13 protein-coding genes are annotated in these 15066 nt (G+C 68.6%); 6 read left to right on the forward strand and 7 right to left on the reverse strand.

Translation table 11 applies throughout. The annotated features are described in order from the left end of the window. Position 1: 1 nt before the first annotated feature. The 7 genes from KOI35_RS33615 to KOI35_RS33645 all read right to left on the reverse strand — a co-directional run bounded on the left by KOI35_RS33615 (position 2) and on the right by KOI35_RS33645 (position 6967). Positions 2–1144, reverse strand: a complete 1143-nt coding sequence (locus KOI35_RS33615; RefSeq protein ID WP_215792718.1) for an ABC transporter substrate-binding protein — start codon at positions 1142–1144, stop codon at positions 2–4. A 159-nt stretch (positions 1145–1303) separates the two neighbouring features. Beyond that, positions 1304–2068: an ABC transporter permease gene (locus KOI35_RS33620; RefSeq protein WP_308121264.1), complete on the reverse strand. Its 765-nt coding sequence runs from the start codon at positions 2066–2068 to the stop codon at positions 1304–1306. After that, complete coding sequence (locus tag KOI35_RS33625; RefSeq protein WP_215792719.1) at positions 2065–2844, reverse strand: ABC transporter ATP-binding protein; 780 nt, start codon at positions 2842–2844, stop codon at positions 2065–2067. Before KOI35_RS33625 ends, KOI35_RS33620 begins: the two co-directional genes overlap by 4 nt. Further along, the gene (locus KOI35_RS33630; RefSeq protein WP_215792720.1) at positions 2841–3683 is read right to left on the reverse strand and encodes an ABC transporter permease; all 843 of its coding nucleotides are present in this window, start codon (positions 3681–3683) and stop codon (positions 2841–2843) included. The genes KOI35_RS33625 and KOI35_RS33630 overlap by 4 nt, the downstream gene beginning before the upstream one ends. Further along, entirely contained in the window at positions 3680–4675 is a 996-nt protein-coding gene (locus KOI35_RS33635; protein ID WP_215792721.1) for a TIGR03842 family LLM class F420-dependent oxidoreductase, read from the reverse strand. The genes KOI35_RS33630 and KOI35_RS33635 overlap by 4 nt, the downstream gene beginning before the upstream one ends. Before the next feature lie 52 nt (positions 4676–4727). Next, complete coding sequence (gene hydA, locus KOI35_RS33640; protein WP_215792722.1) at positions 4728–6131, reverse strand: dihydropyrimidinase; 1404 nt, start codon at positions 6129–6131, stop codon at positions 4728–4730. Beyond that, positions 6128–6967, reverse strand: a complete 840-nt coding sequence (locus tag KOI35_RS33645) for a nitrilase-related carbon-nitrogen hydrolase (RefSeq protein ID WP_215792723.1) — start codon at positions 6965–6967, stop codon at positions 6128–6130. Before KOI35_RS33645 ends, hydA begins: the two co-directional genes overlap by 4 nt. Positions 6968–7143: 176 nt before the next feature. Between KOI35_RS33645 and KOI35_RS33650 the strand changes: the two genes are divergently transcribed. The 6 genes from KOI35_RS33650 (at position 7144) to KOI35_RS33675 (ending at position 15061) form a co-directional block, all read left to right on the forward strand. Then, positions 7144–8520, forward strand: a complete 1377-nt coding sequence (locus tag KOI35_RS33650; RefSeq protein WP_215792724.1) for an aminotransferase-like domain-containing protein — start codon at positions 7144–7146, stop codon at positions 8518–8520. Between the two features lie 159 nt (positions 8521–8679). After that, a complete protein-coding gene (locus KOI35_RS33655; RefSeq protein ID WP_215792725.1) occupies positions 8680–9978 on the forward strand; it encodes an aspartate aminotransferase family protein in 1299 nt (432 codons plus the stop codon). Between the two features lie 339 nt (positions 9979–10317). Continuing rightward, positions 10318–11226: a sugar phosphate isomerase/epimerase family protein gene (locus KOI35_RS33660; RefSeq protein WP_215792726.1), complete on the forward strand. Its 909-nt coding sequence runs from the start codon at positions 10318–10320 to the stop codon at positions 11224–11226. Beyond that, the gene (locus KOI35_RS33665) at positions 11226–13310 is read left to right on the forward strand and encodes a PQQ-dependent sugar dehydrogenase (RefSeq protein WP_246614159.1); all 2085 of its coding nucleotides are present in this window, start codon (positions 11226–11228) and stop codon (positions 13308–13310) included. The genes KOI35_RS33660 and KOI35_RS33665 overlap by 1 nt, the downstream gene beginning before the upstream one ends. Before the next feature lie 225 nt (positions 13311–13535). After that, positions 13536–14765: an inorganic phosphate transporter gene (locus KOI35_RS33670; RefSeq protein WP_308121265.1), complete on the forward strand. Its 1230-nt coding sequence runs from the start codon at positions 13536–13538 to the stop codon at positions 14763–14765. Continuing rightward, positions 14762–15061: a hypothetical protein gene (locus tag KOI35_RS33675; RefSeq protein WP_215792728.1), complete on the forward strand. Its 300-nt coding sequence runs from the start codon at positions 14762–14764 to the stop codon at positions 15059–15061. Before KOI35_RS33670 ends, KOI35_RS33675 begins: the two co-directional genes overlap by 4 nt. The last annotated feature ends 5 nt before the right edge of the window (positions 15062–15066 follow it).

A 15066-nucleotide genomic window follows, 5' to 3' on the forward strand; every position in this document is an offset into this window, starting at 1 on the left:
GTCAGGCGCCGCCCTCGGTCAGGGTCACCTCGGCCGGCGCGAACGACGTGCCGTTCACGTCGACCCCGGCCGCCTTGGCCGCGGTGATCGCCTGGTTGATGTAGTCGTTGGTGAAGGCCATGCCCTCGGGGGCCTTGGTCAGCACCGAGTCGCCGGTCTGGTTCTTGGTGGTCATCGAGATGTCCACGGTCTGCTTCCAGGCCGCGTCGTCGATCACGCCGACCCCGCCCGCGGCGGGCCAGATCAGTTTGTTGACCTCGTTCATCTGCCACAGCTGGTGGCTCTTGCCGAGCTTCGAGCCCTTGGCCACCACCAGGTCACGGCACTTCTCGGCGTTGTCGCGGCAGAACGCCCAGCCCTGGATGGTGGCGGTCAGGAACTTCACCGTCTGCTGCTGGTAGGCCGGGTCGCTGAGCTTCTCGGTGTTGGCCCACACCGCGTCCTGGAGCATCGAGGAACCCTCGGTCTTCCAGTCGATGATCGAGAAGTCGTCGGCCGTGTAGAGCTTGCCGGTGGCCGGGTTCTTGGCCTCGAGCAGCTGGGCGTACTCGTTGTAGCTCATCGCCTGGGCGGCGTCGATCTCCTTCTTGAGCAGCGCCTGCATGTCGAACTGCTGCTGCACGAGGGTGACGTCCTTGCCCGGGTCGAGGCCGGCCTTGGTCATGCCGGCGAACAGCTCGAACTCGTTGCCGAAGCCCCAGTTGCCGACCTTCTTGCCCTTGAGGTCGGCCGCCTTGGTGATGCCGCTGTCCTTCCAGGCCACCTGGTAGGTGCCGGAGCGTCCGAAGATCTGCCCGACGTCGGTGATGCCCGCGCCCTGCTCACGCGAGGCGAGCGCCTTGGGTACCCAGGCCACCGCGTAGTCGGCCTTGCCCTGGGCCAGCACGGTCTGCGGGACGATGTCGACGCCGCCCTCGAGCAGCTGCACGTCGAGGCCCTGGGCCTTGTAGAACCCCTGGTCGACGGCGGCGATGTAGCCGGCGAACTGGGCCTGGAAGAACCACTGCAGCTGCAGCTTGACCGGCGTGAGGGTGCCGCCGCTGCCGCCCGGGGCGGGCGTGCTGGTGTCCTGGTCGGCGGTGCCGCAGCCGGCCAGCACGAGGGTGGCGGCGGCGATGGCGCTGACTATCCGGATTCGTCGCATGGCGGTCTCCGTTTTCGAGAAGGGCGTTGTCCACAATCGGCGGTTGTCCACAGGGCTCCCGCACGATCGCGCGAAATTTGACAGGGTGGCTGTGTGGGATGGGGGCTTCCCCCTGGGAGGGCGGGCTCCGCCTCGGGGGCTGCCTCGGGGGCTGAAAAATCAGGCGATCAACCGGCTGCGCCAGGGCATGGCGAGCCGTTCGAGCAGAAGCGTGGTGAGGTAGAAGACGAGTCCGAGCAGGCAGGCGCCGACCACGAAGGCCCAGGCACGGGGATAAGCGGTGAACGCGGCGGCCGACGTGATCCGTGAGCCGAGCCCGTTCTGCAGGCCACCGAAATACTCGGCGACCACCGCGGCGATGACGGCCAGCGACGACGCCTGCCGCAGGCCGGTGAAGACGTGGGGGAGCGACCCGGGCAGGCGCACCTTCACGGCGAAGGTCCAGCCACTGGCCGCGTACGTGTGCATGAGTTCCTGATGCAGCGGGCTGACCTCGCGCAGGCCGCGCAGCGTGTTGATGAAGACCGGGAAGAACACGATGATCGCGGCGACCAGGCGGCGCGGGATGCTGCTGGTCGACTCGAACATGTTGTTGAGGATCGGGGCCAGCGCGATGATCGGCAGCGCGTTGAGCACCGCCGCGAACGGGATCGACACCTCGGACAGCGGCCGGAACCGGCTGGACACCATGGCCGCCAGCACCGCCACCACCGAACCGCCGATCAGCCCGATCAGCGCGTTGGTGCCGCTGGCCAGGGCCGCTTCCCAGATGTTCTGGCGCTGCTCGACGAACTGGGCCCAGATCGCCGACGGCGCGGGCAGAATGAACGGCGCGATCCGGCCCGCCGTCACCGTGACCTCCCAGAGCACGATGGCCAGGATGCCCACGACCACGGGCGGGAGGACGGCGCGCGCCCACTTCACGAGGCGCTCTTCAAGGGAGAACCCCGCAGCGCCTGCCGCACGGACGTGACGCACTCGAAATAGTGCGGAGACTGCCGCCCGGCCTCGTCCCGGCTGTCGAGGGAGATGTCGATGGACGCGGTGATCCGCCCGGGCCGCGCCGACATCACCACGACCCGGTTGGAGAGGAACACCGCTTCCGAGATCGAGTGCGTGACGAAGACCGTGCTGGTGCCGGTCTTGGCGCAGATCGCGAGCAGCTCGGACTGCAGCCGCTCGCGGGTCATCTCGTCGAGCGCCCCGAACGGCTCGTCCATCAGCAGCAGCGGCGGCTGTACGGCCAGGGCCCGCGCGATGGCGACGCGCTGCTGCATGCCGCCGGACAGCTGGGCCGGGTAGTGCCCGGCGAACTCCTCGAGCCCGACCAGCGCGAGCATCTCGGACGCCTTGGCCTTGCGCTCGGCCCGCGACAGCCCGCGCAGTTCGAGGGGCAGCTCGACGTTCTTGAGCACGGTCCGCCATTCGAACAGGCCGGCCTGCTGGAAGGCGATGCCGTACGCCTGTTCCTTGCGCGCCGCCCCGGCCGTCTTGCCGGCCACCGTGATCGTGCCGGTGCTGGGCGCGATCAGGTCGGCGATCAGGCGCAACAGGGTGCTCTTGCCGCACCCGGACGGGCCGATCAGCGACACGAACTCGCCTGTTTTTATTTCAAGATCAATATCGGACAGGGCGACGACCTCGTCCGTACGCCCCTGGTTGAAGATCTTGCTGACCGAGGAGACCGAAACGGCAGTCACAGTGTCACCACCTCCACGTGGCGGCGGTGCCGCATCAGCGGCAGTTCCAGCAGGCTGACAAGACCGGCGACGACCAGGCCGAGCAGGGCGGCGCCGAGCATCGCGGTGTAGACCTTGGCGGGGTCCGAGGTGGCCTCACGCGAGTACTCGATGATCAGGCGGCCGATGCCGCCCCGGGTGCCGGTGGAGATCTCGCCGACCACCGCGCCGACCACCGCGGCCGCCCCGGCCAGGCGCAGCGCCGGGAACAGGTAGGGCAGCGAGGCCGGGAACCGCAGCTTGACCAGCGTGCGCCACCACCCGGCGGCATAGCTGCGCATCAGCTCGACACCGGCCGAGCCGGGCGACTGCAGGCCGCGCAGCATGCCCACCGCGACCGGGAAGAAGGCGAGATAGGCGGCGATCACCGAGACCGTCATCCAGGCCGGCATGATCGTGCCGCCCCACCCGGCCACCAGCGGGGCGAGCGCCACCAGGGGCACCGTCTGCGAGAGGATCACGTACGGCAGAAGGCCCCGCTCGACAATCCGGAAGCGCTGCATCGCGACCGCCAGCAGCAGTCCCACGAGCGCCCCGATGACGAACCCGGCGGCCGTGATGCCCAGCGTGAACAGGCACGCGCTGATCACCACGATCCAGACCGGCCGGCCGCCCGTCATCTCGGGGCGGCTCAGCCGTTCGATCACCGTCCACAGGTGGGGCATGGAGAGGTCGTCCGCCCGCGGCAGGATCCGGACGCCGAGAACGACCGTCCCCTCCGGGTTGCCGACGAGCTTGTAGCCCTCCCAGAGCACGACGAAGACCGCCAGCCCGATGAGGACATACGCGACCTTCTTCACGACACCACCGGGATGATGCTTTTCCCGTACGCCTGCAGGGTCTCCTCTTTGGCGTCGTGCTGCAGATAGACCGCGAACTGGTCGACGCCCAGGGCCTTCAGCTCCTCGAGCCGTTCGATGTGCTTCTCGACCGGCCCGAGGATGCAGAAGCGGTCGACCACCTCGTCCGGCACGAAGGTCGTGTGGGTGTTGCCCGCCCGCCCGTGCTCGGCGTAGTCGTAGCCCTCGCGGCCCTTGATGTAGTCGGTCAGCACCTGCGGGACCGTGCCGTCGCCGCCGTAGCGGGCCACGATGTCGGCCACGTGATTGCCGACCATGCCGCCGAACCAGCGGGTCTGCTCCCGCTGGTGGGCCAGGTCGTCGCCCACGTAGGCCGGTGCGGCGACACAGAACTTGATGCTCATCGGGTCGCGGCCGGCCCGCTCGGCCGCCTGGCGCACGGCCCCGATCATCCAGGCCGCGATGTCCGGGTCGGCCAGCTGCAGGATGTAGCCGTCGCCGACCTCACCGGTCAGGGCCAGCGCCTTCGGCCCGTACGCGGCCACCCACACCTCGAGACGGCTGTCCGGGGCCCACGCGAACTGCTGCTCGGTGCCGCGCAGTTGCACCTTCTCGCCGTTGGCCAGCCCGCGGATCACCCCGATCGACTCGCGCAGCTGGGCCAGGCTCTGCGGCGGCGCGCCGAGCACCCGCAGCGCCGAGTCGCCCCGGCCGATGCCGCAGATCGTGCGGTTGCCGTACATCTCGTTGAGCGTGGCGAACAGCGAGGCGATGACCGTCCAGTCCCGGGTGCCCGGGTTGGTGACCATCGGCCCGACGATCACCCGTTCGGTCTCGTCCAGGATCTTGGAGTAGATGACGAACGGCTCCTGCCAGAGCACGTGCGAGTCGAAGGTCCAGACGTGGCTGAACCCCTTTTGTTCCGCCATCTTGGCCAGCTCGACCACTTCGAGGGCGGGCGGGTTGTTCTGCAGCACGACACCGATATCCATTGTGCCTTTTTTATTCTGGGGTTTTCCGCCGCGGTCAGACACAGTGCTCCCGTCAGACCAGGTAGTCGGAGAGGCCGCGCGGCACGTACTTGCCGCGGCCGGCGCGACCGGTGTATTCGCCGCCGGACGCGATGACCTCGCCCCGGGACAGGACCGTGTCGACCTTGCCGTCGATCTCCCAGCCCTCCCAGGCCGAGTAGTCCATGTTCATGTGGTGCGTCTCGACGCTGATCCGGGTGCGCCCGTTCGGGTCGTAGAGCACGATGTCGGCGTCCGAGCCGGGCGCGATGATGCCCTTGCGCGGGTACATGCCGAACATCCGGGCCGGGGTGGTCGCGATCGTCTCGACCCAGCGCGCGAGCGACAGCTTGCCGTCGACCACGCCCTGGTAGAGCAGGTCGACGCGGTGCTCGACGCTGCCGATGCCGTTCGGGATCTTGGAGAAGTCGCCGATCCCCATCTCCTTCTGGTCCTTCATGCAGAAGGGACAGTGGTCGGTCGAGACCACGGAGAGGTCGTTGGTGCGCAGGCCCTGCCACAGGTCGGCCCGGTGGTTCTCGTGCTTGCTGCGCAGGGGAGTGGAGCAGACCCACTTGGCGCCGTCGAAGCCGGGCGCGCCGAGCTGGTCCTCCAGCGTCAGGTAGAGGTATTGCGGGCAGGTCTCGGCGAACACGTTGCGGCCCAGGTCGCGGGCGGCCTTGACCTGTTCCAGGGCCTTGGAGGCGCTCAGGTGCACGATGTAGAGCGGGCAGTCGGCGGCCACACTGGCGAGCCAGATGGCCCGGCTGGTGGCCTCGGCCTCGAGCTCCTGCGGCCGGGTGATGCCGTGGAAGATCGGGTCGGTCTCGCCGCGCTCGAGGGCCTGCTTGACCAGCACGTCGATGGCCGGGCCGTTCTCCGCGTGCATCATGATCAGGGCGCCGTTGTCGCGGGCCTTCTGCATCGCGCGCAGGATCTGGCCGTCGTCCGAGTAGAAGACGCCCGGGTACGCCATGAACAGTTTGAAGCTGGTGATGCCCTCACTGGCCACGAGCTGGTCCATGGCCTTGAGCGAATCGTCGTCCACGCCCCCGACGATCATATGGAAGCCGTAGTCGATGTGGCACTGGCCGGCCGTCTTGGCGTGCCACGCGGCCAGACCGTCCTGCACCACCTCGCCGTACCGCTGGATGGCGAAGTCGATGATCGTGGTGGTGCCGCCGATCGCCGCCGCCCGGGTGCCGGTGTCGAAGGTGTCGCTGGCCTCGGTGCCGCCGAACGGCATCTGCATGTGGGTGTGGGCGTCGATCGCGCCCGGGATCACGTACTTGCCGGTCGCGTCGATGACGTCGGGTCCCTCGGCCGGGCCACGACCGGGGGCGAAGATGGCCGCGATCGTCTCGCCGTCGACGAGCACGTCCGCCGCGTACGGGCCCGTCGGGCCGATGACCGTCCCGCCCTTGATCAGGGTGCTCACAGCTCCACCGTCCGGGTGTAGGCCTCCGGGCGGCGGTCGCGGTAGAACTGCCACCGTTCCCTCACGGTTTTGATCAGGCCGAGGTCGAGGTCTCGTACGATCAGCTCGGGGTTGTGGGTGTCACCGACCTCGCCGACGAACTTGCCCTCGGGGTCGACGAAGTAGCTCTGCCCGTAGAAGTCGTCGTCGCCCAGCGGCTCGATGCCGACCCGGTTGATCGCGCCGATGAAGTACTCGTTGGCGACCGCGCTGGCCGGCTGCTCCAGCTGCCACAGATAGCTGGACAGGCCGCGGCTGGTGGCCGACGGGTTGAAGACGATCTGCGCGCCGCCCAGGCCCAGCTCGCGCCAGCCCTCGGGGAAGTGCCGGTCGTAGCAGATGTAGACGCCGACCTTGCCGACCGCGGTGTCGAAGACCGGGAAGCCGAGGTTGCCGGGGCGGAAGTAGAACTTCTCCCAGAAGCCGTTGACCTGCGGGATGTGGTGCTTGCGGTATTTGCCGAGATATTTGCCGTCGGCGTCGACCACGGCGGCGGTGTTGTAGAGGACGCCCTCCTGCTCCTTCTCGTACATGGGCAGGACCATCACCATGCCCAGTTCGGCGGCCAGCGCCTGGAAGCGCTCGGTGGTCGGACCGGGGATCGACTCGGCGTATTCGTAGTAGGCCGCGTCCTGCACCTGGCAGAAGTACGGGCCGTAGAACAGCTCCTGGAAGCAGATCACCTTCGCCCCCTGGGCGGCGGCGTCGCGGGCGTAGTCCTCGTGCGCCTTGATCATCGATTCTTTATCGCCCGTCCACGTTGTCTGGACGAGGGCGGCGCGAACGATGTCGCTCATGACTGCCCCTTTCGGTATTGCGGCGGCGCGGTGGAGCGCCCGTGATCGTGTGTCTACTCCCGGTCATAGCCCCAGCGCTAGGGGTTGAATGTCGGCTTCAGATGCCGTAGGACACTAACGACACAGATTCAGGCGTTCAATTGCCTGAACGTAACGGAATGTTTCGGAGAGGTAATTTGCTCGCGCTGATCACCGGGGCGGTCGACGACCGCAGCGCCCGGGGCATCGCGGCGGCCGTGAGCCGTCTGGTGACCGCGGGGCAGCTGCCCGCCGGCACCCGGTTGCCGACCGTCCGCGACGTCGCGCGCGAGCTCGGGGTCAGCCCGACGACGGTCAGCGAGGCGTGGCGCAGCCTGACCCGGGCCGGGGCGATCCAGACACGCGGGCGGTCGGGCACGTTCGTCGCGGTGCCCGTGCTGCCCCGGCAGCGGTGGCGTTACTCGCAACTGGGCGATCCGGTGGCCGCGGTGTCACAAGATCTGTCGACCGGCGTACCGGACCATGACCTGTTGCCCGATCTGACCGACGCGCTCAAGCGGATCGGCGACGGGCGCCTGACCACGAGCTACCTGGACGCGCCGGTGCTGCCGGGGCTCGAGACGGTGCTGCGCGAGCGCTGGCCGTTCCCGCCCGAGCGGATGACCGTGGTCGACGGCGCTCTGGACGCGCACGACCGCGTCATCGGCGAGGTGGTGCGCTTCGGCGACCACGTGGTCGTCGAGAACCCGGCCTTCCCGCCGCTGCTCGACCTGCTGCAGACCGTCGGGGCGACCGTGGTCGGGGTGCCGATGGACGCGTACGGGATGCGCCCCGATCGGCTGCACGGGGTGCTGGCCGACTATCCCGCCGTCGCCGTCTTCCTGCAGCCCCGCGCCCACAACCCGACCGGCGTCAGCATGACCGGCACGCGGGCGGCCGAGCTCGCTTCGGTGCTGCGCGGCTTCCCCGACTTGCTGGTGGTCGAGGACGACCACGCCGGTGACATCGCCACCGCCCCGCCGGTTTCGCTGGGCGCGTTTCTTCCGTCCCGGACGGTGCACGTGGCCAGCTTCTCCAAGAGCCATGGGCCCGACCTGCGGCTGGCGGCGGTCGGCGGTCCGGCTCGCGTGATCGCCGCGGTGGCCGATCGGCGCCTGCTCGGTCCCGGCTGGTCCAGCCGCCTGCTCCAGGGCGTGCTGCTCGACCTGCTCACCGACCCGGTTGCCGTCGCTGGAATCAACAAGGCCCGTTCCCTGTACGCGTCTCGGCGCGCATCCTTGCTCACCGCGTTGCACGATCGGGGGGTGACGGCGACCGCGGCCGACGGCATCAACCTGTGGATGGCCGTCGACGACCAGCAGATCGCCATGGTCGCGCTCGCCGCCCACGGCATCGCCGTGTCTCCGGGCGCCCCGTTCTGTGTGACCCCGCTCGACAGCGATCACGTGCGGGTCACGGCCGGGCTGGTCGCGTCGGATGTCGAGGGCCTGGCCGACGTGCTGGCCTCCGCCGCATTGCTGGAAACCCGCGGAAGCGGCCCCCGGACGCGCCCGCACCCGCGAGGCTGGCGATGACCTTGGGCGTAACCACTCACTCACGTCGCCCGGGTGGCTTTCGCGTTCTGGACGCGCCAGCGGCCAGCGGAATCCGCCCGGGTCCCCGCGGGAGCGGCGGTCCGTACCCACCACCCCGCCGGGACATCAAGATCTTGATCTTCTACTAGGGAGGCTTTCATGACCGACCTGCTGGCTCGCCACCGCGCCGTCATGCCGGGTTGGATGCCGGTCTACTACGGCGACGACGCTCTCGAGATCGTCTCGGGGTCGGGACGCCGGGTCACCGGGGCCGACGGCCGCACCTATCTGGACTTCTTCGGCGGCGTGCTGACCAACATGATCGGCTACGACATCGCCGAGATCAACGAGGCCGTGCAGCGCCAGCTGTCCACCGGCGTCGTGCACACGTCGACGCTCTATCTGATCCGGCAGCAGGTCGAGCTGGCCGAGAAGGTCGCCCGCGTCTCCGGCATCCCCGACGCGCGCGTGTTCTTCACCAACTCGGGCAGCGAGGCCAACGAGACCGCGCTGCTGATGGCGGCCAACCAGCGCCGCTCCAACCAGATCCTGGCGATCAAGAACAGCTACCACGGCCGCACCTTCGCCACCATGGCCGTGACCGGGCACCGCAGCTGGTCGTCGAGCTCGCTGAGTCCGCTGAACGTCTCGTGGCTGGCCTCGGGGGACCGGCTGCGCGGGCGGATGGCCGGGATGGCGCCGGGCGACATCCTCGACGCCGCGGTCGACGACCTGCGCGAGGTGCTGGCCACGGTGACCGCGGGCGACGTGGCGGCGCTGATCGCCGAGCCGATCCAGGGGGTGGGCGGCTTCGTGGCCGGGCCGGACGGGCTGCTCGGGGCCTATCAGAAGGTGCTCGGCGAGCACGGGATCCTGCTGATCGCCGACGAGGTGCAGACCGGCTGGGGGCGTACCGGCGAGCATTTCTGGGGCTATCAGGCGCACGGCGTCACGCCCGATCTGATCACTTTTGCCAAGGGCATCGGCAACGGCTTCGCGCTGGGCGGGGTGATCGGGCGGGCCGACGTGATGAACGCCGTGCCCGCGATCAGCTTCTCGACGTTCGGCGGCAATCCACTGTCGATGTCGGCCGGCGCCGCGGTGCTCGACTACGTGCTCGATCACGACCTTCAGGCCAATGCTTCCCGTACGGGGGCGATCCTGCTGGACGGCCTGCGCGCGCTCGACCTTCCGGTGGTCGGCGAGGTGCGCGGCAAGGGTCTGATGATCGGGATCGAGATCGTGCGGCCGGGCACCACCGAGCCGGACGCGGCCGCGACGACGCGGGTCTTCGACGAGTGCCGGGCCGGCGGTCTACTCGTCGGCAAGGGCGGCCTTTACGGAAACGTGCTCCGGATGGGCCCGCCGCTGACCCTGACCGAGGACGAGGCGCGCGAGGGTTTGTCGATTTTGACCGATGCGCTCCGCCAGGTCGACGCCGAGGTCAGCATCGTTTGATCTCAATATGCGAGACGATCGATCGTCTCGCGGGACCGCCGGTCTCCCCTCGGGGGCGAAGAGAGACCGGCGGTAGTCACCCACGGTGATGCCCGACTCCCGTGGTCATGTTGCTACGTCCTGATCGGTCAATGCGCTCGTCGTGTAGGACGCGGCTCGGTGCCGTTTGTGTTGCATGCATTGACACATTTCAAAGCATGATGCATTCCGCTCACGCGCAGTGACGGCGGAGTTTCGTCTGACTGTTGAAAACTTTTGCTGGATCTGGAGAAACTTAGGTTCCCTTCGAGCGAAACACCTGCGTAATGTATCGAACGATGTCGCTCGAAGGAGACCGCAATGCCGCAGTCACTGAACCGCCGTCAACTACTCGGTGCCGCCGCCGCTGCCGGTGCCGCAGCCACCCTCGCCGTCCCGGGGGCCGCCCACGCCGGCGGCTCGAAGTCGTCTAACCGGCGGGTGCCCCGGGACCAGATCAGCGTGCAGCTCTACACGCTGCGCAACCAGCTGCAGATCGACCTCGAGGCGAGCCTCAAGGAACTGGCCGACATCGGCTACAAGCGGGTCGAGCACGCCGGCTTCGTCGGCCGCACCGCCGCTCAGTTCCGGGCCGCCCTCAACAACGCCGGTCTGCGGGCCACCTCCGGCCACGTCGGGATCCCGCAGCCGTTCGACGCCACCACCTGGGAGAAGGCACTCCAGGACGCGAACGTCGTCGGCAACAAGTTCATCGTCCACCCGTTCTTCGGGCAGGGCGCGAACGGGCCGATCCGCGACGCCGCCGTCTACCGCGCCTTCGCGAAGGACCTCAACAAGGCCGGCAAACTGGCCGAGCGGGCCGGTCTGTCGTTCGGCTACCACAACCACCACGCCGAGTTCTTCCGGCAGAACGGCACCAAGCTCACCGGCATGGACATCCTGTTCAACGAGACCGACAACCGGTACGTGCACTTCGAGGTGGACCTGTTCTGGGCCTACCGCGGCGCGCACGACCCGGTCACGCTGATCGAGGAGAACCGGGGCCGGATCAAGCAGGTCCACGTCAAGGACCTGGACATCAACGCCAGCTTCGCCGACGCGGGGGACGGCCTGATCGACTTCGGCCGGATCTTCTCGCACGCGAAGGAGGCCGGTCTCGTCGAGTACATCGTGGAACGTGACGACGCCGGATCGCCCCCGCGCACCCCGGCCGACGCGCTGACCACGGCCGAACGGGCCTTCGACTACCTCGACGGGCTGCGCTTCTGATGCGGCGCCTTCCCGTTCTCGCCGCCGCCGGCGTCGCGCTGCTCGTGACGCCCTCTGTGGCCGTGGCCGCTCCCTCGGCTCCCGTGCAGCCGAGCGCCGCCCTGCCGCCGTCCTCCGCCTTCCAGAAGGTGACCCTCAACGACTTCCCGGGCGAGCCGATCGCCCTGGCCGTCCTGCCCGACAACCGCGTGCTGCACACGGCCCGCGGTGGTGCGGTCCGCATCCACGAGCCCTCCACCGGGCGCAACGTGCTCGCGGCGACCATCCCGGTCTACCTGCACGACGAAGAGGGCGTGCAGGGCATCGCCATCGACCCCGACTTCGAGCAGAACAAGTGGGTCTACGTCTACTACTCGCCGCCGCTCGACACGCCCGCCGATGACCCGAACACCCCCCAGGTCAACGAGGGCGACGCGCCGACCGAGGGCACCGCGGCCGACTTCGCCAAGTTCAAGGGCCACATGCAGCTGTCCCGGTACAAGCTCCAGGGCAACACTCTGAAGCTGAACACCGAGCAGAAGATCATGCAGGTGCCCACCGACCGGGGCCAGTGCTGCCACGTCGGCGGCAAGATCGACTTCGACAGCAAGGGCAACCTCTACCTGTCGACCGGTGACGACAGCAACCCGTTCTCCTCCGACGGCTACGCGCCGATCGACGAGCGTGCGAACCGCAACCCGGTCTTCGACGCTCAGCGCACCGCGGCCAACACCAACGACCTGCGCGGCAAGGTCCTGCGCATCAAGGTCGACAAGCGCGGCAGTTACACGATCCCGGCCGGCAACCTGTTCAAGGTCGGCACGGCCAAGACCCGTCCCGAGATCTACGCGATGGGCCTGCGCAACCCGTTCCGGTTCACCGTCGACCCGAAGACGGACGTGGTCTACGTCGGCGACTACTCGCCCGACGCCAACGCCGCCAACCCGGCCCGCGGGCCGGCCGGACAGGGCCGCTGGCTGGCCATCGACAAGCCGGCCAACTACGGCTGGCCCTACTGCGTGGCGCCCGACCAGCCGTACGTCGACTACGACTTCGCCACCGGCACCTCCGGCGCGCCGTTCAACTGCGCCAAGCCGGTCAACGAGTCGCCCAACAACACCGGCCTCAAGAACCTGCCGGCGGTCGAGAAGCCCGAGATCATTTACGGGTACGGCGCCAGCGCGCAGTTCCCCGAGCTGGGCACGGGCGGCATCGGTCCGATGGGCGGCCCGGCGTACGAGTTCGACAAGAGCAACAAGTCGCAGGTCAAGTGGCCCGCGTCGTTCGACGGGAAGCCGCTGTTCGCTGAGTGGACCCGCGACTACATCAAGGCGTTCACGCTCAACCGCCAGAACCAGGTCACCAAGATCGAGTCGGTCGTCCCCGACATCGTCGTCGACAACCCGATGGACCTGGAGTTCGGCCCCGACGGAGCGCTCTACGTGCTCGAGTACGGCGACGGCTACTTCGCGGAGAACCCCGACGCGCAGCTCGCCCGGATCGACTTCGTACGCGGCAACCGGACCCCGATCCCGAAGGTGTCGGCCACCCCGACCTCGGGTCAGGCTCCGCTGACGGTCAAGTTCTCCAGTGCCGGCACCACGGACCCCGACGGCGACACGTTGCGCTACGCCTGGGACTTCAACGGTGACGGCCGGGTCGACTCGACCGCGCTCAACCCGACCTACACGTTCACCAAGAACGGCAACTACCGCCCGACGCTCAAGGTGACCGACCCGACCGGCCGGTCCGCCTCGGCCGAGGTCATCCTGCCGGTCGGCACGGCGGCCCCGGTCGTCGAGTTCATCACCCCGCAGGAGGGTCAGCCGTTCGCCTTCGGTGACACGGTCAACTTCGAGATCAAGGTGACCGACGACGCGCCGGTCGACTGCTCGAAGGTCACCGTGACCTACATCCTCGGGCACGACCAGCACGGGCACCCGCTGTCCACGGCGTCCGGCTGCACCGGCTCGATCACCACGTTCCTGGACGCCGGTCACGCCGGCGCCAGCAACCTGACCGGCGTGTTCGTCGCGTCCTACACGGACTCCGGCGACCCCGCCCAGACGGGCACCGCCACCGTGGTTTTGCAACCGTCTAATTAAGCTGGCAGTTCCCTGTGAAGGCCGGGCCGGATGGCCCGGCCTTCACGCATGTTCGGGTACGGTTTGCGCACTCGACTCTTACCCATGGCCCGGCGGTCGGCGAAACGTGTCGCCGGTTGGCCTTCCGGTGAACCCGGCGTATTTCTTTGCCCAACGGGCAACGAACATCAAGTACGTGGTCTCAGCCCCTTTTCAGCAAGCCGTGGCCGGGGCGAGGCTGACGGGGTGACAGAGACAACGGTCATCCTGGTCCTGGTGGTGATCACGGCCCTCGGGTTCGACTTCACCAACGGGTTCCACGACACGGCGAACGCGATGGCCACGTCCATCGCCACAGGAGCGTTGCGGCCAAAGGTGGCCGTGGCCCTCTCCGGCATCCTCAACCTGATCGGCGCGTTCCTCTCCGTCGAGGTCGCCCTGACCGTCAGCAACGCGGTCGTCCGCATCCAGAACTCGGACGGCACCCCCAAGGAGTCACTGACCTCCGACGGTGGCTCGGCGTTGCTCCTCATCGTCCTGGCCGGCCTGATCGGCGGCATCGTCTGGAACCTCCTGACGTGGCTGCTCGGCCTGCCCTCCAGTTCGTCCCACGCGCTGTTCGGCGGTCTGATCGGCGCCACCATCGCCGGCCTGGGCTGGGCCGGCGTCAACTGGAACGGCAACGGATCCAAGCTCGACGGCGTGGTCGGCAAGGTGATCCTCCCGGCCCTGATGTCCCCGGTGATCGCGGGCATCGTGGCCGCGCTCGGCACCTGGATCATCTACAAGATCACGGTCGGCGTGGCCCAGCGCTTCACCGACAACGGGTTCCGCTGGGGCCAGATCGGCAGCGCCTCACTCGTCTCGCTCGCGCACGGCACCAACGACGCGCAGAAGACGATGGGCGTCATCACCCTCGCGCTGATCGCCACCGGCGACTGGACCGACACCAAGAACATCCCGTTCTGGGTGAAGGCGGCCTGTGCGCTGGCCATCGCGCTGGGCACCTACCTGGGCGGGTGGCGGATCATCCGTACGCTCGGCAAGGGCCTGGTCGAGATCGCGCCCCCGCAGGGCATGGCCGCCGAGTCGGCCTCGGCCGCGGTCATCCTCGCCTCCAGCCACCTCGGCTTCGCGCTGTCGACCACGCACGTGGCGACCGGCTCGATCCTCGGCTCCGGCGTCGGCAAGCCCGGTGCCCAGGTGCGCTGGCGGGTGGCCGGCCGCATGGTGGCGGCCTGGCTGATCACGCTGCCGTCGGCCGCGGTGGTCGGCGCGATCATGTGGTACATCGGGCATCTGCTCGGCGGCGGCCTGGCCGGCGCGCTGGTCGTCTTCGCGCTGCTGCTCGCGGCGGCCGGCTACATGTACTGGCACTCGCGTAAGACGCCGATCGACCACAACAACGTCAACGACGAGTGGGACTCGGCCGAAGCTCCCGCCGAGCCCGTGCCTGCCGGAAAGGTGTCCTCGTGAACAGCAACCTCGGATTCGCCCTCGAGGGGGCCTGGAAGGTTCTCGCGGCCAGCCTGATCCTCGGTGCCGGTCTGCCCGCCCTGTTCGCGCTCGGCATCCGCTCGCTCGCCTGGGGCGCCGGCGGCGACGCCGAGGTGGACCACGCCCGGCCCAACCCGGCCGGCACGGTCCTCGGCTACGTGCTCTTCGCCGTCGTCATCCTCGGCGTGCTGCTGGGCATCACGTTCATCGTGGCCAGCGGCTTCGGCAAGGCGCTGAGCTTCGAGCACATCTACCCGACGATCATCGACAAGTGAGCGGG

The sequence above is a fragment of the Paractinoplanes bogorensis genome (assembly GCF_018829635.1).
Lineage (GTDB): Bacteria > Actinomycetota > Actinomycetes > Mycobacteriales > Micromonosporaceae > Actinoplanes > Actinoplanes bogorensis.